Annotated in this window: 21 protein-coding genes; 7 read left to right on the top strand and 14 right to left on the bottom strand. The window is 64.6% G+C overall.

Translation table 11 applies throughout. The annotated features are described in order from the left end of the window. Positions 1-26: 26 nt before the first annotated feature. The 3 genes from ptsP to TMPK1_RS17635 form a co-directional block, all read right to left on the bottom strand. Positions 27-2,255, bottom strand: coding sequence for a phosphoenolpyruvate--protein phosphotransferase (gene ptsP / locus TMPK1_RS17645; RefSeq protein WP_420245683.1), 2,229 nt, complete (start codon positions 2,253-2,255; stop codon positions 27-29). Positions 2,256-2,377: 122 nt separating this feature from the next. Then, positions 2,378-3,454, bottom strand: coding sequence for an NAD(P)H-dependent flavin oxidoreductase (locus TMPK1_RS17640; RefSeq protein ID WP_420244677.1), 1,077 nt, complete (start codon positions 3,452-3,454; stop codon positions 2,378-2,380). Further along, a complete protein-coding gene (locus TMPK1_RS17635) occupies positions 3,451-4,689 on the bottom strand; it encodes an aspartate kinase (protein ID WP_420244675.1) in 1,239 nt (412 codons plus the stop codon). Before TMPK1_RS17635 ends, TMPK1_RS17640 begins: the two co-directional genes overlap by 4 nt. Before the next feature lie 130 nt (positions 4,690-4,819). Between TMPK1_RS17635 and ubiG the strand changes: the two genes are divergently transcribed. Continuing rightward, complete coding sequence (gene ubiG, locus TMPK1_RS17630) at positions 4,820-5,557, top strand: bifunctional 2-polyprenyl-6-hydroxyphenol methylase/3-demethylubiquinol 3-O-methyltransferase UbiG (protein WP_420244673.1); 738 nt, start codon at positions 4,820-4,822, stop codon at positions 5,555-5,557. Between the two features lie 117 nt (positions 5,558-5,674). Here ubiG and TMPK1_RS17625 read toward each other — a convergent pair whose 3' ends face one another. The 5 genes from TMPK1_RS17625 to TMPK1_RS17605 form a co-directional block, all read right to left on the bottom strand. Then, positions 5,675-6,079 carry a DUF1178 family protein gene (locus tag TMPK1_RS17625; RefSeq protein ID WP_420244671.1) on the bottom strand — a complete coding sequence of 135 codons (405 nt, stop codon included), beginning with the start codon at positions 6,077-6,079 and terminating at the stop codon, positions 5,675-5,677. A 99-nt stretch (positions 6,080-6,178) separates the two neighbouring features. Further along, positions 6,179-6,997 (bottom strand): carbon-nitrogen hydrolase family protein, encoded by an 819-nt coding sequence (locus TMPK1_RS17620; RefSeq protein WP_420244670.1) that lies wholly within the window; start codon positions 6,995-6,997, stop codon positions 6,179-6,181. Beyond that, entirely contained in the window at positions 6,994-7,251 is a 258-nt protein-coding gene (gene grxC, locus TMPK1_RS17615) for a glutaredoxin 3 (protein WP_420244669.1), read from the bottom strand. Before grxC ends, TMPK1_RS17620 begins: the two co-directional genes overlap by 4 nt. 64 nt (positions 7,252-7,315) lie before the next feature. Further along, the gene (locus tag TMPK1_RS17610) at positions 7,316-8,893 is read right to left on the bottom strand and encodes a DUF4214 domain-containing protein (protein WP_420244668.1); all 1,578 of its coding nucleotides are present in this window, start codon (positions 8,891-8,893) and stop codon (positions 7,316-7,318) included. Between the two features lie 106 nt (positions 8,894-8,999). Continuing rightward, positions 9,000-9,740: a double zinc ribbon domain-containing protein gene (locus TMPK1_RS17605; protein WP_420244667.1), complete on the bottom strand. Its 741-nt coding sequence runs from the start codon at positions 9,738-9,740 to the stop codon at positions 9,000-9,002. 71 nt (positions 9,741-9,811) lie between these two features. On the opposite strand from TMPK1_RS17605, the gene TMPK1_RS17600 reads away from it, so the two are divergent. From TMPK1_RS17600 to TMPK1_RS17575, 6 genes are all read left to right on the top strand, one after another. Beyond that, entirely contained in the window at positions 9,812-10,726 is a 915-nt protein-coding gene (locus TMPK1_RS17600) for a methyltransferase domain-containing protein (RefSeq protein ID WP_420244666.1), read from the top strand. Further along, positions 10,723-11,478, top strand: coding sequence for a hydroxyacylglutathione hydrolase (gene gloB / locus TMPK1_RS17595; protein ID WP_420244665.1), 756 nt, complete (start codon positions 10,723-10,725; stop codon positions 11,476-11,478). Before TMPK1_RS17600 ends, gloB begins: the two co-directional genes overlap by 4 nt. Beyond that, positions 11,478-12,068, top strand: coding sequence for a glutathione S-transferase family protein (locus TMPK1_RS17590; RefSeq protein WP_420244664.1), 591 nt, complete (start codon positions 11,478-11,480; stop codon positions 12,066-12,068). Before gloB ends, TMPK1_RS17590 begins: the two co-directional genes overlap by 1 nt. Further along, positions 12,068-13,348: an MFS transporter gene (locus TMPK1_RS17585; RefSeq protein ID WP_420244662.1), complete on the top strand. Its 1,281-nt coding sequence runs from the start codon at positions 12,068-12,070 to the stop codon at positions 13,346-13,348. Before TMPK1_RS17590 ends, TMPK1_RS17585 begins: the two co-directional genes overlap by 1 nt. Before the next feature lie 172 nt (positions 13,349-13,520). Further along, positions 13,521-13,949: a cupin domain-containing protein gene (locus TMPK1_RS17580; RefSeq protein ID WP_420244660.1), complete on the top strand. Its 429-nt coding sequence runs from the start codon at positions 13,521-13,523 to the stop codon at positions 13,947-13,949. After that, the gene (locus TMPK1_RS17575; protein ID WP_420244659.1) at positions 13,946-14,761 is read left to right on the top strand and encodes an MBL fold metallo-hydrolase; all 816 of its coding nucleotides are present in this window, start codon (positions 13,946-13,948) and stop codon (positions 14,759-14,761) included. Before TMPK1_RS17580 ends, TMPK1_RS17575 begins: the two co-directional genes overlap by 4 nt. A 213-nt stretch (positions 14,762-14,974) precedes the next feature. On the opposite strand, the gene TMPK1_RS17570 is transcribed toward TMPK1_RS17575, so the two are convergent. From TMPK1_RS17570 to TMPK1_RS17545, 6 genes are all read right to left on the bottom strand, one after another. Then, the gene (locus TMPK1_RS17570; protein ID WP_420244657.1) at positions 14,975-15,634 is read right to left on the bottom strand and encodes a glutathione S-transferase family protein; all 660 of its coding nucleotides are present in this window, start codon (positions 15,632-15,634) and stop codon (positions 14,975-14,977) included. Beyond that, on the bottom strand, positions 15,631-16,095 hold the full coding sequence (locus tag TMPK1_RS17565) for an SRPBCC family protein (protein WP_420244656.1): 465 nt from the start codon (positions 16,093-16,095) through the stop codon (positions 15,631-15,633). The genes TMPK1_RS17570 and TMPK1_RS17565 overlap by 4 nt, the downstream gene beginning before the upstream one ends. After that, complete coding sequence (locus TMPK1_RS17560) at positions 16,092-16,433, bottom strand: ArsR/SmtB family transcription factor (RefSeq protein WP_420244654.1); 342 nt, start codon at positions 16,431-16,433, stop codon at positions 16,092-16,094. Before TMPK1_RS17560 ends, TMPK1_RS17565 begins: the two co-directional genes overlap by 4 nt. A gap of 66 nt (positions 16,434-16,499) precedes the next feature. Beyond that, positions 16,500-17,507, bottom strand: coding sequence for an alpha/beta hydrolase (locus TMPK1_RS17555; protein WP_420244652.1), 1,008 nt, complete (start codon positions 17,505-17,507; stop codon positions 16,500-16,502). Beyond that, positions 17,504-17,956 carry a DinB family protein gene (locus TMPK1_RS17550; protein WP_420244651.1) on the bottom strand — a complete coding sequence of 151 codons (453 nt, stop codon included), beginning with the start codon at positions 17,954-17,956 and terminating at the stop codon, positions 17,504-17,506. The genes TMPK1_RS17555 and TMPK1_RS17550 overlap by 4 nt, the downstream gene beginning before the upstream one ends. Before the next feature lie 59 nt (positions 17,957-18,015). Further along, positions 18,016-18,843, bottom strand: coding sequence for a ferritin-like domain-containing protein (locus TMPK1_RS17545; protein WP_420244650.1), 828 nt, complete (start codon positions 18,841-18,843; stop codon positions 18,016-18,018). Positions 18,844-18,865: the final 22 nt, after the last annotated feature.

Here is an 18,865-nt window from a genome sequence, read left to right as displayed (position 1 = left end):
AAAGAGAGGGTTGAGAGGTACCGAGCTTACCGAACGAGAGCAATGTCTTCGATGGACGCACCGTGATCGCGCGCAAAAGCGCGTAATTTCGGGCGCAAACTACGCTCGCGGCCAGATAGGAGCGGTTTTAGGAATTCGCCCACCTGGCGTGAATCGATCGAGCGCACCATCGCTTTGATCGGACCGACCGCGCGCGGCGTCATCGACAGGATGCGGACGCCCAGTCCCAACAGCGCCATCGCTTCAAGCGGGCGCGACGCCATCTCGCCGCAAATCGACAGCGGCACACGCGCCGCGCGGCAACGTTCGGCCAGACGGTCGAGCACGGTCAGGAATGCGGGCGACAGCGGATCATAGCGCGAGCCGACGCGCGGATTGTTGCGGTCGGCAGCAAACAGATATTGCGCCAAGTCGTTCGATCCGACCGACACGAAATCGACCGACTTCAACAACGCATCGAGCTGCCACAACAGCGACGGCACTTCGAACATGACGCCGACTTTGACGCTGCTCGGTGGCGCGATGCCTTCTTTGGCCGCGCGTGCGAGTTCGCGGTCGAGCAAGCGACGCGCATCGTCGAATTCCGCGACCTCGGCGATCAGCGGAAACTTCACGCGCAGATCGCGACCAGCCGCAGCACGCACCAGCGCGCGCAGCTGAATGCGCAACATCGCCGGACGATCGAGCCCGATGCGGATCGCACGCCAACCAAGCGCCGGATTTTCTTCATCGGCAGCGGGGAAGTAGGGCAGCGTTTTATCGCCGCCAACATCGAGCGTGCGGAACGTCACCGGTGCGCCGTTCGCCTGCTCCAACACTTCGCTGTAAAGCGCGGTCTGCGCCGCAACGTCGGGATAGGTCGCACGCACCATGAACGGGATCTCGGTGCGGAACAGACCGATGCCTTCAGCGCCGGTGTCGGCGATCTGCGGCATCTCGATCACGAGACCGGCGTTGATGCAGAGCTGGATCGGTTCCGCGTCGCGCGTCACCGCCGGCAGATCGCGCATCGCCTGGTACGACAGACGCCGGTCGGCGCGCGTCGCCATCGCGCGTGCAGCGGCGTCGATCAGATCTTCGCCGGGACGCACCAGCACTTGTCCGTTGTCGCCATCGACGATCAGCGGATCGCCCGCTTCGATGCGCGACAAGGCGCCGGCGCAACGTCCGACGACGGGAATGTCCAGCGCGCGTGCAACGATCGCGACGTGGCTCGAAGGCGAACCTTCTTCCAGCACCAGCGCGCGCAATCGCACGCGGTCGTAATCGAGCAGCTCGGCCGGACCCAGCGCGCGCGCAACCAGCACCACGTCATCGGGCAGCGCGGTTTCGATTGGGCTGCGCTTGCCCGACAAATGCCGCAGCAACCGATTGGTCAGATCTTCGAGATCGTCGAGCCGCGCGCGCAGATACGGATCGGCGACCTGCGCCATGCGCGTGCGATTGTCCTGCTGCACGCGTTCGACCGCCGCTTCTGCGGTCAGGCCTTGCGCGATCGCTTCGCGAATGCGGCCCAACCAGCCGCGATCGCGCGCGAACATGCGATAGGATTCGAGAATGTCGGCGGTGTCGCCCGGCACCGCTTCGCGGGACTGCTGCACCATGACGTCGATCGACGCATGCATGGTGCTGACCGCTTCACCGAAGCGTGCGAATTCGGCTTCGGGATCTTCGGCAACCAGTTCCGACAAGGTCAGGCGCGGCCGGTGCAGCACCGCCTGCCCCATCGCCAAACCGGAATTGATGCCGATGCCAGCAAGACGCTGCTGCAGAACGCCCGCGTCACCAGCGGTGGAGATTTCGCCCGCGCCGACCAATTCGCCCGCGCTCGCCAATTCGGCGACCACCATGGCGACGGTCTGCAGCGTCTCCATTTCGTCTTCGCTGTAATTGCGTGCGCGCAGATGCTGAATCACCAGCACGCCGCGCACGCGGCCGCCGCGCAGCAGCGGCACACCGGCCAGCGAACGGAACGGCTCTTCACCGGTTTCCGGACGATACGCAAAATTGGGATGCGACGGCGCGTCAGCCAGTGCAAGCGGACGGGCCGATGCAGCGACGGTACCGACGAGACCTTCACCAACGCGCAGGCGCGTACGGTGCACCGCGCTGGGATTCAGACCGACGGTGGCAAACAATTCGAGAATGTCGCCCGCGCGCATCAGGTAGCACGAGCAGACTTCGGCGTGCAGTTCGGCCGCAATCAGCTGCACGATCTGATCGAGACGGGTCTGCGCGTCGCCGGCGCCCGCCATCACGTCGCGCAAGCGCGCAATCAGTCGGCGCGCGACCGCGCCGAACGCCGCAGTCGAAACTGCGGCGCCCCCTACACGCGGAGCATCGTCCTGCTCCCGTGCCGAGGCCGGGAGCCGCTCTGTCACGCGAGCGCTCCGGCGAATTGCTGGCTTCGGCGCGCCAGCGCGGTTTCTGCTTGGTCGATGAGTTCAGCCAGAATCGCCGTGGTCGGCTCTTCGCGTTTGACCATGCCGACCGACTGGCCCGCCATCAGCGAACCACCGTCGACATCGCCATCGATCACCGCGCGGCGCAACGCACCGGCCCAGAAATGTTCGATCTCGAGCTGCGCCGCCTTGGCGTCGAGTTCGCCCGCATCGACGCGCGCGATCACGTCGCGCTGCTTCTCGGTGAAGTTGCGCGTGCCGTCATTCTGCAACGCGCGCACCGGAATGACCGGGAAACGCGGATCGAGCTGCACCGACGGAATCGCGTCGCGCGCGTCGGCGCGCAAGAACGCTTTCTTGAACGCCGGATGCGCGATCGATTCGGTGGCGCACACAAAGCGCGTGCCGAGCTGCACGCCGGCCGCACCCATTTCGAGATAGGACACGATCGCGTCGCCGCGACCGATGCCGCCGGCAACGAACACGGGCACGTCGGTGATTTCGGGCAGGATCTCCTGCGCCAGCACCGAGGTCGCGACCGGACCGATGTGACCGCCAGCTTCCATGCCTTCAATCACCAGCGCATCGGCGCCCGAGCGCACCAGTTTCTTCGCCAGCACAAGCGCGGGCGCGAAACAGACGACTTTGGCGCCGCCTTCTTTAATCCGCTTGATCGCAGCGGTCGGCGGCAGACCGCCGGCCAACACGACGTGGCTGACCTTGTTGGCGAGACAAACGTCGATCAGCGCATCCAGTTCGGGATGCATGGTGATCAAATTCACGCCGAACGGCTTTTTGGTCAGCGCGAAAGTGGCTTTGATTTCTTCGTCGAGCCGCGCCGGCATCATCGCGCCGCACGCAATCACGCCGAAGCCGCCGCCGTTCGAAATCGCGGCGACCAGATTGCGTTCGCTGACCCAGCTCATCGCACCGCCCATAATGGCGAGTTCAGTGCCGAGGAATTCGCGCCCGCGCGCCCACAACGCCGCAAGCCGCGCTTGTGCGGCGGCGCGTTCTTCTGCGCTGATGGTCTGCGGCAACGTCACGTTCACTGGGTCGCGTCCAATCCGTAGACCGTGTGCAGCGCACGCAGCGCCAATTCCGTATAGGCCTCGTCGATCAGCACCGAGATTTTGATCTCGCTGGTCGAGATGACCTGGATGTTCACACCCTTGTCGGCGAGCGTCTGGAACATGCGCTGCGCCACACCCGTGTGGCTGCGCATGCCGACGCCGATCACCGACAGCTTGACCACGCCTTTGTCCGCAACGATGCGCTCATAGTCCAGCGCGTCGCGATTTGACTCGAGCACCTGCACAGCGCGGTCGAGATCGGTCCGGGACGTGGTGAACGTCATATCGGTCGAACGCCCGTCGTGGCTGATGTTCTGCACGATCATATCGACATTGATCGCAGCGTCCGACAGCGGGCCAAAGATCTTGGCCGCAACGCCGGGTTTGTCGGCGACACGCACCAGCGTGATCTTCGCCTCGTCACGGCTGTAAGCGATGCCGCTGACGACCTCTTGTTCCACGATTTCCTCCTCGTCGACGACCAGCGTGCCGGGCAAATCCGAGCCAACCGCATTGCCAAAACTCGACAGGACCTGGACGCGCACGCGATGGTTCATCGCCATCTCGACCGAACGCGTCTGCAGGACCTTAGCCCCGAGGGATGCCATCTCCAGCATTTCCTCGTAGGTAATCTTCGCCAATTTCTTGGCCTTGGTGACGATGCGCGGGTCGGTCGTATAGACCCCATCAACGTCGGTGTAGATATCGCAACGATCGGCTTTGATCGCCGCTGCAATCGCGACCGCCGACGTGTCCGAGCCGCCACGGCCCAAGGTGGTGATGCGATGCCGTTCGCTCACGCCCTGAAAGCCTGGAATGACCGGGATTTCGCCCGCTGCCATGCGCTTTGCGATTTCGTCGCCGTCGATGCTTTTGATGCGCGCCTTGGCATGCACGTCGTCGGTCAGGATCGGCAATTGCCAGCCCTGCCAGCTGCGCGACTGCACGCCCAGCTCCTGCAACGCCATCGCGGTTAGGCCTGCAGTCACCTGCTCGCCGCTCGCCACCACCGCGTCGTATTCGCGCGCGTCGTACATCGGCGCGATCTGACGGCAGTACTCGACAAGCTGATTGGTCACGCCCGACATGGCCGACACCACCACGGCAACCTGATGCCCAGCATCCAGCTCCGCTTTGGCTTTGAGCGCCACGTTCTTGATACGCGTGGGGTCAGCGACCGAAGTGCCGCCGAACTTGAGAACAAGTCGAGCCATCGTGTGAGCTTGGTGGTCCGGAGAGAGCGGATGCGCGCGGTGTTAACCCGCGCTTGGCGATTTGCCCGCGCGAGGGCGGCTATCCATACTCGCGCCCATGGTCGCATCGCAAGCAAACCGCCCCGCCCAAATGCCATCTTCCAGCGTCGATCCGTCAGAAATCGCCCATTTCGCCAAGGATTCGGCGCGCTGGTGGGACGCATCCGGGCCGTTCGCCCCCCTGCACCGGCTGAACCCGGTCCGTCTGGGCTGGGTCCGCGACCAGGCGATCCAGCATTTCGGCCGCGATTCCAAGTCGATGACGTCCCTGGCCGGCCTGACCGTGATGGATGTGGGCTGCGGCGGCGGGCTGGTGGCCGAGCCGTTGGCCCGGATGGGCGCCACGACCCTAGGACTGGATGCCGACGCGGTCGCGATCGAAGCCGCAACGGCCCACGCCGCGGGCCACGACCTCAACCTCACCTATCGAGTCGGATCGGTCGAGGCTGAGCCCGCCGACACCTACGACCTGGTGACCGCGCTCGAAGTGGTCGAACACACGACCGACCCGACCGCGTTCGTGATTGCCTGCGCCCGGACCGTGAGACCGGGCGGGTTGCTGTTGCTGTCGACCTTGAACCGCACCGCCAAGAGTTTCGCGCTGGGCATCGTCGCGGCCGAGCGCGTACTGCGCTGGGTCCCGGCGGGCACGCATGACTGGAAGAAATTCGTGAAGCCCGCCGAACTGGCGCGCGCCTGTCGTGCGGCTGGACTCGACGTCGTCGACACGACCGGCCTCGTCTTCGATCCGCTGGCCGGCGCGTTCAAACGCAGCGCCACCGATCTGTCGGTGAATTACTTTTTGGCGGCAACGAAGCCGACTGCGTGAATGTCATCCCTGCAAAAGCAGGGATCCATCGCGCCGACGCTGTGATCCAAACGAACAGAGCCGCATCGCTGCGGCTCTGAAATGGATCCCGCCTTCGCGGGATGACATCAAACAGAATTACGCGTCGTCGCGATTCACCCACGGTATGGCGGCGAAGGCGACACCTTCGTCGCGCAATGATTCCGCTTCTTCGGCGCTGGCCTCGCCGTAAATGTCGCGCTGTTCGACTTCGCCGTAGTGAATCTTGCGCGCTTCTTCGGCGAAGTCGGTGCCGACATAGACGCATTTCTGTTCGACCTGGCGGCACAGCTCGCCAAGCTTGTCGTGCGCGCGTTGTGCAGCTTCGAGTTCGGCGGCGCCTTTGCCGATACGCGGCGCCATCGGCGCTTTGCGCACCTCGGTCGAGCCGCAAACGGGACATTCGACCTGGCCGCAATCAGCCTGCTGGTCGAAGGCTTCGGAATTGCGGAACCAGCCCTCAAAGCCGTGTTCTTCGGCACAGCGGAGTTCGTAGACGATCATGATGTGAACAGCTTGCGACGGGAAACCTTCGCGGAAAGTAAACGCCCTTCGATCGCCGCAGGCGGGCGATAAACTTTGGCTTGCATGCAAGCCAAGGCGTCAGGGCGTCGCAAAGTCCCGGTCATGCTGCAGGCTTTGCAAGCGCTGCCGTACTTCTGCAACGCGGTCGAGATCGAGTTCGGCTTCGACCAGACCAGGCTCGGTGCCGCCATCGGCAAGCACCTCGCCCCACGGCGCAACAATCAGCGAGTGGCCGTAAGTCTTGCGACCTTCGTCATGCGTGCCGGTTTGCGCGGGCGCGAGAATGAACGCGCCGGTTTCAATCGCACGCGCGCGCAACAACACATGCCAATGCGCTTCACCGGTCGGCACAGTGAAGGCCGCAGGCACGGTGATGATCTGCGCGCCGGCTTTCGCCAGCGAACGATACAGCGCGGCGAAGCGCACGTCGTAGCAGATGCTCAATCCAACACGACCGAGATCGGTGTCGGCAACAACCGCCGACGTGCCCGGCGCGTAGGTCGCGCTTTCGCGATACGACGCGCCGTCGGGCGCGATGAAATCGAACAAATGAATCTTGTCGTAGGTGGCCGCGATCGCACCGGTCGGTGCGACGAGATACGAGCGGTTCGCCAACATGCCGTCGTCGCGCAAAATGCCGAACGAGCCCGCCAGCAACCAGGCTTCGGTTTCGAGCGCCAGTTCCTGAAACAGTTCGGGACCGGGATGGTTGGCTTCGATGTCGGCAACCGCCAACGACTTCTCGCGCCCCTGCACCATCGCGCCGGTACATTCGGGCGTGGCGATGAACGCCGCGCCGCGATCGCGCGCACGACGAATCTGCTCGGCAACCGATGCGAGGTTGGCGTCGATCGCCGGCCCCGCATTCATCTGTACAAGCGCAACCTTGTGCTTCACGTGGCGAGCAACGGGTCGAGTTCGCCGCGCGCATCGAGCGCGTGCAGATCATCGCAGCCGCCAACGTGGCGATCATTGATGAAAATCTGCGGCATGGTGCGACCGCCATTGGCGCGCTGCACCATCTCGGGCTTGCGACGCGGCTCGGCTTCGACGTCGATTTCGGTGAACTCGACGCCCTTGCTCGTCAGCAGCTTCTTGGCGCGCGCGCAGTAACCGCACCAGGGGCTGGTGTAGATTTCGATCTTTGCCATGGGGGTAGAGTATGGGACCCGCGTCCCCGATGACCAGCCGTTCCAGCCACTCTGCGACGACAGGTCAGACCAGCAACCAATCTCCGGCGACGCGCGCCTGGTTTTCGGGCGAGTCCGCGAAGTTCAACAGAAGCTGCGCGCGCGTCAGGCCCGCATCCAGCGCACTGACCTGCACCGCCAACCCGTCCGGATCGGGCGTACGGCCCAGCACGTTGCCGTAGAGCGCTTTGGCAAAGTCGGCGTTGCTGGTCGACGCGCCATAGCGCGCGACGAATTCCGCCGACGCGATGAAGTTGGCGGCGAGGCTGTGCAGCGGCACGCCGCCTGTGTGCGCGCCGATCTGGACCGCCAGCCCGCCCGCGTCGGGCGCGCGTCCGAACGCGGCGCCGTACAGACGCGCGACCGTCGCGTCTTCACCGCTGACGGCGAAGAAGGTCTTGTCGGCAAAGCGCAGCGCTTCGATCGATTGCAGCGTATCGGTCCCTTCGGCACCCGACACGCTGCTGCGTGAAATTTTGTAGGCGCTGCTGGGGCCGTTGAAGACCGCCGTGTCGAATCCTTCGCGCCCGTCGAGCAGATCGTCGCCGCCATTGCCGGTCAGCTCGTTGTTCAACGCGTTGCCGCTGAGCTGGTCGTTCGCCGCGCCGCCGATCGCGTTCTCGATCTTCGATCCGGTCGCGATGGCGAGATTGTCGATACCGGAATAAAGCGCATTGCCCGCGCCGCTGATCGCGGTCAACGCAGTAGCGCGACTGTGGCCATCGACCGTAAGCGTGTCGACCCAGTCGTCGCTTCCCCACATAGCGATGGACGACGTCGTTCCGTCGCGAAGATCGATGATCGACGCATGCTTGCCGGCTGCGCTGGCATCGATCGTATCGACGCCGCCGGAATCGACAATCAGATGCTGTCCTGGCGTTGCGTCGTAGCGGTAGACGTCGTCACCCGGCGCAGTGATCTTCTGGGAGGGTCCGTACAGAAACTGCAGCACGTTGACGTCGAGCAGGCGCGGCGCGTCGCTGCCGACATTGTAAAAGAACAGCGATCGGTAGTCGCGCCACACCGGCCAGGCCGGCATCACACTATAGCTCATCGCGGTCAGCGTCGTGTGGTCGAGCGCGGCAGGCAGTTGCTGCGCAACGGTTCCGTCTTGCGGGTGTTTGAGCCCCAGCGCGTGCAAGATCTCGTGAATCAGCGTGTGGTGCACGCCGCCGGCGTAATCGCCTTGCGCATCGATCGTCGCCAACACGGCCGGCGCGTACGCGATGTCGCCGGCGGTGCGAAGCGGCTTGCCGCTGGCGTCGACGGCGGGATATGCGCCCATGCCCAACACTCCTTGCGGCAGCGTGTAGCTGAAGAATTCGAGGTTGGCCGCGTTGACGTCGCTGGTTTCCGCGAAGGTGACGCCGCACACCGACTCCACGATCGCGAGTTCGCGCCGTAGCTCGCTTTTGACGAAGTCGGTGATCTTCTGAAAGCCGGGCAGATGGCCGGTTTGGCTCGGATAGGACGCGGGCTCAACGTCGCAGAACGCGTAGGTCAGCGTGATGGGCCCGTGCGTCTGCGACCACAAAGGCGGCAAGCCGCCCGGCGTCAGCGGATACATCAACAGGCCGGAAATCGGATCGGCAGTGCCAGGCATGACGAAAATCTTCGTTGCGGGGTGATGGCGCCAACTTCCTTGGCCCGCCCACGAACCGCAACGCACCGCTCGTCTCAAATCATGCGCACAACCTGTCGCCTTGGCGCTAATCGGACCTGACGACGCGCGCCAGCGACACGCAGTCGATCTGCATCGCGCCGGCACGGCGCAACACCCGCGCACACGCGTCCAAGGTGGCGCCGGTCGTGTACACGTCGTCGACCAACAGTACGCGCCGCTTCTTGACCTGCATGTCGGCATGCAGCGCGAACGCACCGGCGACGTTGCGCATACGCGCTTGCGCCGACAGGCCGCCTTGGGTCGGCGTTGCACGCTTGCGCAGCAACAGATGCGGCGCGCATGCGATGCCGGTGCGTTTCGACAAAGCGCGCGCCAACTCGGCCGCTTGGTTGTAGCGCCGCGACCACAGCCGCCAGCGATGCAGCGGAACCGGCGCGATCAGATCGACGTCGTGCAACAATTCGTGCGCCGCCGTGGCCAACCATGCGGCGAAGGTCGGCACACCTTCCAGCCGGTCGCCATGTTTGAAGGCGAGCAGCAACGGCCGCGACGCATCATCGTAGCGAAGTGCGGCGCGCGCGCGATCGAACGCGGGCGGCGCGCCGGCGCAAGTGGCGCAAATCGCAACGGCGCCGATCGCTTGTTCGAACGGCAGGCCGCAGCGCGAACACCAAGGCGGCGCCAGAAACGCCAACCCACGCCAGCACCGCGCGCACAGGCCGGGACGATCGATCACGTCCCGACAGCCAAGACAGCTCGGCGGCAGAACCAGATCCAGCCCACCTCGCATCAGTGCCGCGCCGAACGTTGCCAGGAATGGACGCATACCGCTTCCGTGGAACAGGATCCCGGGGCCGGCGCTTGCTGCGCCCGACCTGGGCTTTATGGTCGAACCAGATGAGCTCGATCGACAAGTCCCCAACCGGCACCGTGCAAGAGAATATGCGCGTGTTCGATCGCCGCCTGGTGCGGCAGCGCCGCGCGCGCGCCTGGCCGGGGCTGGTCGATCCGCGGCTGCAGAATGATTTTCTGCTGCAGCACGCGGCGCAAAATATTGCCGATCGTATCGTCGACACGACGCGCCGTTTTCCCCGCGCGTTGGTGCTGGGCCGCCGCGGCACCGCATTGGAAAGCGCGCTGCGCGCGACCGGGCGCATCGACACGCTGGTCGTCGCCGACCTGATCGCCGACTCCGCGCCCGATTTCGTCGCCGACGAAGAAGCCTTGCCGTTCGCCGACCAGCGTTTCGATCTCGTCGTGTCGAACCTGGCGCTGCATTGGGTGAACGACCTGCCCGGCGCGTTGCTGCAGATCCGCCGCTGCCTGGTTCCCGACGGTCTGTTCCTCGCCTCGATGCTGGGCGGCACCACCTTGCACGAACTCCGGCAGGCCTTGCTGGCGGCCGAGCTGTCGTTGCGCGGCGGTGCCGCGCAACGTGTGTCGCCCTTCGCCGACATTCGCGACGCGGCTGGCCTGTTGCAACGCGCGGGGTTTGCCTTGCCCGTCGCCGACCGCGAAGTCGTTCCGGTCCTGTATCGCGAGCCGATGCGCCTGTTCAGCGATCTGCGCGGCATGGGCGAAACCGCGGCATTGGCCGAAACCGCGCCGCCGCTGACGCGCGGCGTGTTGATCGACGCGATCCAGCGTTGGCAGCGCGCCCATAGCGACGAAGAAGGTCGCACGCGTGCGACGTTCGAATTGCTGCATCTGACCGGCTGGGCGCCGGCCGCATCGCAGCCCCAACCATTAAAGCGCGGTAGCGCAACTACACGCCTCGCCGACGCGCTCGGCGTACCGGAGCATAAAGCATGACCATCGACGTCCAACTCGTTCCCGCCCTGCAGGACAATTACATCTATCTGTTTCGCGACGGCGACGCGGTCGTGGTGGTGGATCCGGGCGACGCCGACGCGATCGAGAAGGCGCTGCAGCAGCGTGGCTGGAAGCCGACCCATATTCTGAACACGCATCACCACGCCGATCACATCGACGGCAACAAGGCGCTCAAACAGAAATACGGCGCGACGTTGATCGCGCCCGCAGGCAATCGCGGCGAAATCCAGGGCGCCGACAAATATGTCGACGATCTCGACCGGATCGAACTGGGCACGACCAGTTTCCAAGTCATCGCCGTGCCCGGCCACACGCTGGGTCACGTCGCCTATTTCAGCGACGCGGGCCAAGCCGTGTTCGCAGGCGACACGCTGTTCGCGCTCGGCTGCGGCCGCATGTTCGAAGGCACGCCCAAGCAGTTCTGGGATTCGCTGAGCCGGCTGCGCGCGCTGCCGCCCGCAACGCGTCTCTATTGCGGCCACGAATACACCCAGTCGAACGCCAAGTTCGCGCTGCATGTCGATTCCGACAATGCGGCGCTGAAAAAGCGCGCGGCTGAGATCGATGCGTTGCGCGCCGCCGGCAAGCCGACGATCCCGTCGACGATCGGGCTCGAACGCGAAACCAATCCGTATTTCCAGGCCGACACGCCGGCGATGCAGCAGCGGACCGGCACGACGGACGCGGTTGCGTGCTTCGCATCCTTGCGCAAGCAGAAGGACAATTTCTGATGATCTGCTGGACCAGCCCGACCACGCCGTTCGGCCGCAAAGTGCGGATGTTCGCAATCGAAAAGGGCGTCGCGGACAAGATCGACTGGCGCGCGGTCGATCCGTGGAACGACCCGGCGCTGCAGGAAAAGAACCCGATCCAAAAAATACCGACGCTCGAAGTCGACGCGAGCACGCGCCTCTATGACAGCCGCGTCATCGTCGCCTATCTCGAAACGCTCGACGGGCCGAACCTGGTGCCCGCCGCAACGCGGTTCGACCATCTGCGCTTCGAAGCGATGGCCGATCAATATTGCGAGTCGGGCGTGCTGCGCATCCGCGAGAATTTCCGGCCCGAGCCGCAACGTTCGCCCGACTGGATCGAACGCCAGCGCGGCAAACAGCAACGCGTGCTCGACGCGCTGGAAGCCGACGCCGACAAGCTGACCGACACGCCGACCTTGGCCGCGATCGCGGTCGCTGCTGCGCTTGGCTATGCCGATCTGCGCTTCACCGCCGAAGATTGGCGCGCAACCCGGCCGCGCCTCGCCGCGTGGCATGCGCGCTTCGCACAACGACCCAGTTACCAACAGACGATGCCGCCCAGCTGATGTCCCTTCTGCAAGAGCCTGACGTACCGGCTGCGACCCCGGCACCCGTCTCGAACCGCCCCTTCGCGCATCGCGACTTCGTTTTCTACTATCTGCAACGCGTCTTGAATTCGGTCGCGATCCAGATGCAGTCGGTCGCAATCGGCTGGCAGATTTACGACATCACCGGCCGCGCCGTTGATCTCGGCTTTGTTGGTCTGGCGCTGTTCGCGCCCGCGCTGGTGTTGATGCTGGTGACTGGCCACGCGGCCGACCGGTTCGATCGACGCAACATTCTGCTGTGTTGTTTCGCGGTCGAAGCGCTGTGCTGCGCCGGCCTGTCGTGGATGAGCGCACGCGGCCTCACCAGCCCGCTGCCGATTTATCTGATCCTGATCGTGTTCGGCTCGGCGCGCGCTTTCGTGGCGCCGGCATCGAACGCGCTAGCCACCAACACTGTACCGCGCGAAGCGCTGCCGGCGGCGATCGCCTGGACGTCGTCGGGTTGGCAGCTGGCAACGATCGGCGGTCCGGCGTTGGGCGGATTCGCCTATGCCTATGCGGGCGGCGCCGAGGGCGTGTACGCGATTGCAGCCGGCCTGGTGCTGCTCGGTATTTGCGCCACGACCTTCATTCGTCCCAAAGGCCGGCCCGACACGCACAGCAACGAAGACGAAGGCACCTGGACGCGCGCAGTTGCGGGTTTGAAATACATTCGCTCGCGCCCCGCCGTGTTGGGCGCAATCACGCTCGACATGGTCGCGGTGTTGTGCGGCGGCGCGACTGCATTGTTGCCGATCTTTGCCCGCGACGTATTGGGCACTGGGCCCGAAGGTCTCGGCTTCCTGCGCGCTTCGCCCGCGATCGGTGCGCTGTCGATTGCGATCCTGTTGGCAACCCGTCCGCTTGGCCGTCGCGCCGGCGCCACGATGTTGTTCGCGGTGATTGTGTTCGGCGCGATGACGATCCTGTTCGGCCTGTCTAAGTCGCTGCCGCTATCGATGCTGGCGCTGGCGTTGCTGGGCGCGGCCGACATGTTCAGCGTCAATGTACGATCCAGCCTGATCCAGCTTTCGACGCCCGACCGCATGCGCGGCCGGGTCGGCGCCGCCAATGCGGTGTTCATCGGCGCTTCGAACGAACTGGGCGAATTGCGCGCCGGTTTCATGGCAGCTTGGTTGGGCGCCGTGCCCGCGGTCATCGTGGGCGGTATCGGCACGATCGTAATCACAGCGACTTGGGCGGCTTTGTTTCCCGCGCTGGGCCGGGTCGACCGGCTCTCTGACATCAAGGCGGAATAGCGCACCCCCTTCTATGGGGTCACGAGCTGGCGTGTAGCGTGATTTCTGACCCCATATAAAGGGGCCAATCCGACGCTGGCGACGCTTGAACGTATCGTTGGGCGTTTTGGACTCACGGTCGGCATGATCCCGATTGCGGCGACAACCCACGATGAAAACAAGGACACCTGAGATGGCGACCGACGATGCCGACGCGATCATTGCGCAGCTCAAGCTCGAGCCACATCCCGAAGGCGGTTGGTATCGCGAGACGTGGCGCGACACACCCGCCGATGGATCGCGCGGCAGCGGCACCGCGATCTATTACCTGCTGCGCGCCGGCGAACGCTCGCACTGGCATCGCGTCGACGCGGTCGAGATCTGGCATTGGTATGCGGGCGGTGCGCTGACTCTGTCGATCAGCGAAGACGGCAAGACGACCACCACGACGCCGCTCGGACCGTCTTTCGCGCTGGGCCATCGCACCCAAGTGATCGTGCCGAAACATGCGTGGCAATCGGCCGAGACGCGTTCGCGCTGGACCTTGGTCGGCTGCACCGTGTCGCCAGCCTTCGACTTTGCCGGATTTGAACTTGCGAAACCTGATTGGGTCCCTGGATGAAAACCTATCTCTGCAGCACCTGCGGCACGCAATTTCCGCCCAGCGAGACGCCGCCCGCGCGTTGCCCGATCTGCGAAGACGAGCGCCAGTATCTGCCCGCCGGCGGACAGCGCTGGACGACGTTCGACGAGGTGCGCCGCACGCATCGGGCCGCGTTCCAACGCTACGAGCCGCATCTGCTGGGCGTCGGTGTGGCGCCCGACTTTGCCATCGGCCAGCGCGCGCTGCTGATCGAACGCGCCCAGGGGAATATTTTGTGGGACTGCGTCGCACCGTTGACCGACGCCACGATCGACGTGTTGCGCGCGCTGGGCGGTCTACGCGCGATCGCGATCAGCCATCCGCACTACTACACGACGATGGCCGAATGGGCGCACGTGTTCGACTGCGATGTCTGGCTGCACGAAGACGATGCGAAATGGGTGATGCGCCCCGACGCGCGCGTGCGCTTCTGGTCGGGTGAAACGCGTTCACTGGGCGACGGCGTCACCTTGGTCCGCTGCGGCGGTCACTTTGCTGGTGGACAAGTGCTGCATTGGGCGGACGGTGCCGCCGGCAAAGGCGCGCTGCTGGTCGGCGACATCATCCAGGCGATCCCCGACCGGAACCACGTATCGTTCATGTGGAGCTATCCAAATCTGGTGCCGCTGCCGGCCAGCGCGATCGACAAGATCGAACAGGTGCTGGCGCCGTTCGCCTACGAACGTCTCTACGGCGCCTGGTGGACTCGCTCGACCGTCGAAGACGCCAAGGACGTCGTGGCGCGCTCGGCGAAACGCTATCGCGAAGCTTTGACGCGGGTGTTGGGCTAGGTCCGATCAACCACCACGACGCCACGAACACCACGGTTCACCACGACTCACAGCTGGAGGCACGGTCGCGTCGCATGACGACAGGGTTTTAACGACGCGCGAAGCGCGTCAGCAAAGCCGATCTGATCTTGCGACGGTGCTGCGGTCACAAGCCTCGCTCTCGTGGTGCCCCTTGGCGTTCGTGGCGTCGTGGTGGTTCTCTGGATTGTGACTCTAGGCCGCCTGCGCCAACGCGGTTACGCGTTCCCAGGTTGTCGCCTGCATCGACGGGCGCGCCTGCATCCGGCCCAGCCACGCGCGCAGATTGGGATGGCGCGCGAACATCGGTTGCGCCTCGTCCGTTGCAACGAACACGTCGAGATGCGGCGCCAGCATCAGGTCGGCGAGCGACAGCGCGTCACCGGCGAGAAAGATCTGCGATCCCAACAGGCGCGACAGCTCGCCCATGCAGATTTCGGCGCGCGGAATCGCGGCCTGCACGCGCGCCTCGTCGACCGGCAGGCCGAATTTCGGCGCCACGACGCGCGCGAAGCTGATCGGCGAACTGATGTCGTGGATCACGTACCAATCGACGATGCCGCAAATCTGGTTCATGCGCGCCTCTTGCACCGGATCGGTCGGCGTCAGCGCGGGCGTGGGCGCAATCCGGTCGAGATAGCGCAAGATCGCCTGCGCCTCGTAGAGACGCGTTTCGCCGTGATCGACCACCGGCATGCGCCCGAACGGATGGCGTGCGAGATGCGCCGGTTGCTTGTGCTCGCCGAATCCCAACGCAGCCAGACGCCACGGCAGATTCTTTTCTTCGAGACCCAGCAGCACCTTGCGCACATAGGGGCTACCGGGAATGCCGTACACGATAAATGGTGCGGTCATGTTGTCGGCTCCTTGTCGGCGAAATCGGCATAGGACTGGAAGATTCCCGGCCAGCCGCCATCCAACGCTGCGCGGATTTTCTCGGCAGCCTCGCCATAGCGTTCGAGATTGCGGTGTTCGAGCGTCACTTGCGTGCCGGTGCCGTGCGGCACGAAGGTCAGTTCCAGCTCGGTGATGAAATCGGGATCGAACTTGAATTCAGCCGAGAGCTGCCACGCCAACACGACGCGCGCTGGTGGCTCCCACGTCAGCACTTTGCCCCATTGGGTTTCGGTGCCTTGCGTGTCGCGTTCGAACCAGCGCCCGTCGACGCGCGGTTCGATCACGACTTCGTTGAACGGATTGCCGCCGGTGTGATGTTCGGCCGGCCACCACTTCGCCATCTGTTGCGTGAAGCGTTCGAACGCGCGTTGGGGTGCAGCCTTCACCGTGACGGTGCGGCGGATCGGAGCGATGGTCATTTGCCCTCTTCGTCTTGTGCGTCGGAATAGGCGGCGAACGCGTCGAGCGCGGTCGTCCAATGTTTGTCGAGCCAGTCGCGCACCGCACCGATGCCGCGCGGATCGAGCCGGTAAATGCGGCGCGTGCCCTCGGCCGTATCGGTCACAAGACCGGCCTCCTTCAACACGCGCAGATGTTGCGACACCGCCGACCGCGTCACCGGCAGACGTTCGGACAGCTCGCCGACCGGCGACGGCCGGCGCGCGATCTGTTCGAAAATCGCGCACCGCATCGGATCGCCCAGCGCAGCCAAGGCCGCCCCCGCTTGCACCCTTGCTGCATTCTTTCGGTTAGCCATGACTAACGGTTAGCGGTGACTGACCGATAAGTCAAGCGCCAAGTACAGGCGGACAGGCCGCCGGCCTTAGCGCTGCAGCAGTTTCAGGACTTCGGTGGTGAAGAGATCGAGCCCGCGATCGGGGTGATCGTTGAGCAGAAAATGCGTGCCGCCCGGAATTTCGAGCACGCGCACGCTGTTGGCCCACGCCGCCTCACGCGAGAAATTCAGCGCATCGATCGGGCGCGACCAGAAATCGTCCTCGCCGCGCGCGAACATCACGTGCCCAGCGACTTTGCTGACGTCGAACACGCGCTCGTTGCGCGACATGCGGTAGGCGTCTTCGAGATAGCCGAGCGGAATGCGCACGCTGGGCGGCGAGCGCGTCGACGAGGTCGGGTCGCTCGCGATCGTGTCGTGCGCGTACGCATCGATGGCAAATTTCCGCGCCGCCTTGTCAGAGTCCGGCATCGTGCTCAACCAACGGCCGGTGAGCTGCGCCGCGTCTGCGGTGCGATAGGCCGGGAATGGCGGCGCCACCGACGACGCCAAGGCCCACGGACCTTCACCGCCATAGAGGCTGTTCAACAACACGAGGTGCGAAACGAACTGCGAGTGGCGCGCCGCGAAGGCGCCGGCCCAATGTCCGCCCGACGCCCAGCCGATCACCGCAATCGCGCTGACGCGATCGCGACCGCGGATCCACGCCGCCGCGATATGAATGTCGGCAACCGCATCGTCGACCGTCACCAGCGGCGGGTTTGCGTTGGCGGGCGCGTTGAGCGCCGCCGGCCGGTCCGAGTCACCCCAGCCGCGCAGATCGAGCATGTAGACACGGTGCCCGGCGACCGCGAGTCGTTCGGCAAAGCCCGGCCGCGTTGCCGGCAGATCGAACGACACGACGCCCGCCGGTCCACCGCCATGGATCAGCAACACCGACAGCCCGCTCGTATTGCGCGACGGTTTGATCTCGTGCAGCGCAAGCGTGCCGGCAGCGCCTTGAATGCGATGTTCGATCCGTTCCTGCGCCGCGGCGGGCACCACCAGCAGCAGCAGCAGCAGACCGAGAAGAGGAAACGCGCGGATGGTCATCATGGCAGGATGAACGGCAAGTCGGTGTCACCGGTCTTTTCGCCGGCGGCGGTCAGCATCGCATGGACCTGGCCGCGATGATGCGTCTGATGATTGAACATATGCGTCAGCAACAGGCCGCGCGGCATCGTCACGTCGCGCTGCAGCGTACCGCTGAAAAAGGTCAGATCCTGGTCGAGCCAGGCCTGATCCAGGCCGGCGGTCCAGCCTTCGATACGCGCGTCGAGATCGGTGCGCGCGGCGCACATGTCGTCGAAAGCGGCGAACAGCTCGGAACTTTGCGCGCCGGGCGCAGTCGGCTTGTCCCAACCGGCAAAGCGCGACATCCACGCCTGATCGGCCCAGAGAAGATGATTCAGCGTGCCGTGGATCGATTTGAAGAAGGCGCCGCGATCGTCACGGCGTTGCGCGTCATCTAAACGCGAAGCGGCGCCATAGAGGCGCCGGTTCATTTCCGAGTTGTACGAGGCCATCGTCCGCGCAAAGGCGGGCCGGATTATAGCTTCGCTGCTCACGCGGCTTTTGCGACCATCTTCTGCAGCTGACGCGCACGGGTTTCGGTCAACCACCATGCGATCTTCTGCGAGACACGAAACAGCCGCGTCTGGGGCGACAGACCGCAGGCTTTGAAGATCATGCCGACGGCGCGATCCATGTGGCGCATGCGATAGAAGCTGTAGGCGCGGCTGAGATAGGCGGTTGCGTATTTCTTGCGGTCGTAGGGCTGGTCGGGCGCGTGACAGGCCCAATAGGCATACGCCAGTTCGTCGTCTTCGGTTTCGACGATGCGCGACAGCGCGATTTTCAACCGCCGCAGCTTTCCCATCTGTTCGCGGTCGAGCCAGCGTTTCAGATGCAGATAGAACAGCTTGTAATGACGATGTTCGTCGGCCGAGATCTTGTAGCAGATCTCTTTCAACACCGGCTCGTCGCAACTGTCGCCGAGCGCGCTGTAGTAGCTCGACGTGCCGGTTTCGACCATGCAACGCGCAACCAGTTCGCCGGTGCGCGAACCGCGCACCGAAGCGCCGGCTGCAGTCGGAATAATGTGATGGGCGCGAAAGATCGCGAGCGACTTGTCGAAGCTCCAGCTTGGATCGGCGCGCTCGGCCCAGCGTCCCAGCGCGTGACCATGCTGCACTTCTTCGACCGCCCATTCGCGGCTGGCCTGCTGGAATTCCGGATCGTCGTGAAAGACGTTGCAGAGATACTGCGTGTATTCGTCGGCGCGCACTTCGACCAGCGCCGCCGCTTTGGCGACTTGCAGCAAATCGGGATTGACCTTCGCTGCGTCGAAGCGATCCCAGGGAATGTCATCGAGCGACCAGTGCTGCGTCATGTGTCCATCAACGAGCGGCAAT

The organism is Roseiterribacter gracilis, assembly GCA_018332375.1.
GTDB lineage: Bacteria > Pseudomonadota > Alphaproteobacteria > BOG-932 > Roseiterribacteraceae > Roseiterribacter > Roseiterribacter gracilis.
Note: the sequence above shows the minus strand (reverse complement) of the source record. Positions and strands in the feature narration are given on the sequence as shown.

Bases quoted from the DNA above. Each gene is read 5' to 3' on its own strand.
- ptsP (WP_420245683.1), bottom strand. From the start codon at position 2,255: ATGGCGGGCGCCGGCGACGCGCAGACCCGTCTCGATCAGATCGTGCAG.
- TMPK1_RS17635 (WP_420244675.1), bottom strand. From the start codon at position 4,689: ATGGCTCGACTTGTTCTCAAGTTCGGCGGCACTTCGGTCGCTGACCCC.
- ubiG (WP_420244673.1), top strand. From the start codon at position 4,820: ATGCCATCTTCCAGCGTCGATCCGTCAGAAATCGCCCATTTCGCCAAG.
- TMPK1_RS17625 (WP_420244671.1), bottom strand. From the start codon at position 6,079: ATGATCGTCTACGAACTCCGCTGTGCCGAAGAACACGGCTTTGAGGGC.
- grxC (WP_420244669.1), bottom strand. From the start codon at position 7,251: ATGGCAAAGATCGAAATCTACACCAGCCCCTGGTGCGGTTACTGCGCG.
- TMPK1_RS17610 (WP_420244668.1), bottom strand. From the start codon at position 8,893: ATGCCTGGCACTGCCGATCCGATTTCCGGCCTGTTGATGTATCCGCTG.
- TMPK1_RS17605 (WP_420244667.1), bottom strand. From the start codon at position 9,740: ATGCGTCCATTCCTGGCAACGTTCGGCGCGGCACTGATGCGAGGTGGG.
- TMPK1_RS17600 (WP_420244666.1), top strand. From the start codon at position 9,812: ATGAGCTCGATCGACAAGTCCCCAACCGGCACCGTGCAAGAGAATATG.
- gloB (WP_420244665.1), top strand. From the start codon at position 10,723: ATGACCATCGACGTCCAACTCGTTCCCGCCCTGCAGGACAATTACATC.
- TMPK1_RS17590 (WP_420244664.1), top strand. From the start codon at position 11,478: ATGATCTGCTGGACCAGCCCGACCACGCCGTTCGGCCGCAAAGTGCGG.
- TMPK1_RS17585 (WP_420244662.1), top strand. From the start codon at position 12,068: ATGTCCCTTCTGCAAGAGCCTGACGTACCGGCTGCGACCCCGGCACCC.
- TMPK1_RS17580 (WP_420244660.1), top strand. From the start codon at position 13,521: ATGGCGACCGACGATGCCGACGCGATCATTGCGCAGCTCAAGCTCGAG.
- TMPK1_RS17575 (WP_420244659.1), top strand. From the start codon at position 13,946: ATGAAAACCTATCTCTGCAGCACCTGCGGCACGCAATTTCCGCCCAGC.
- TMPK1_RS17570 (WP_420244657.1), bottom strand. From the start codon at position 15,634: ATGACCGCACCATTTATCGTGTACGGCATTCCCGGTAGCCCCTATGTG.
- TMPK1_RS17565 (WP_420244656.1), bottom strand. From the start codon at position 16,095: ATGACCATCGCTCCGATCCGCCGCACCGTCACGGTGAAGGCTGCACCC.
- TMPK1_RS17560 (WP_420244654.1), bottom strand. From the start codon at position 16,433: ATGGCTAACCGAAAGAATGCAGCAAGGGTGCAAGCGGGGGCGGCCTTG.
- TMPK1_RS17555 (WP_420244652.1), bottom strand. From the start codon at position 17,507: ATGATGACCATCCGCGCGTTTCCTCTTCTCGGTCTGCTGCTGCTGCTG.
- TMPK1_RS17550 (WP_420244651.1), bottom strand. From the start codon at position 17,956: ATGAACCGGCGCCTCTATGGCGCCGCTTCGCGTTTAGATGACGCGCAA.
- TMPK1_RS17545 (WP_420244650.1), bottom strand. From the start codon at position 18,843: ATGACGCAGCACTGGTCGCTCGATGACATTCCCTGGGATCGCTTCGAC.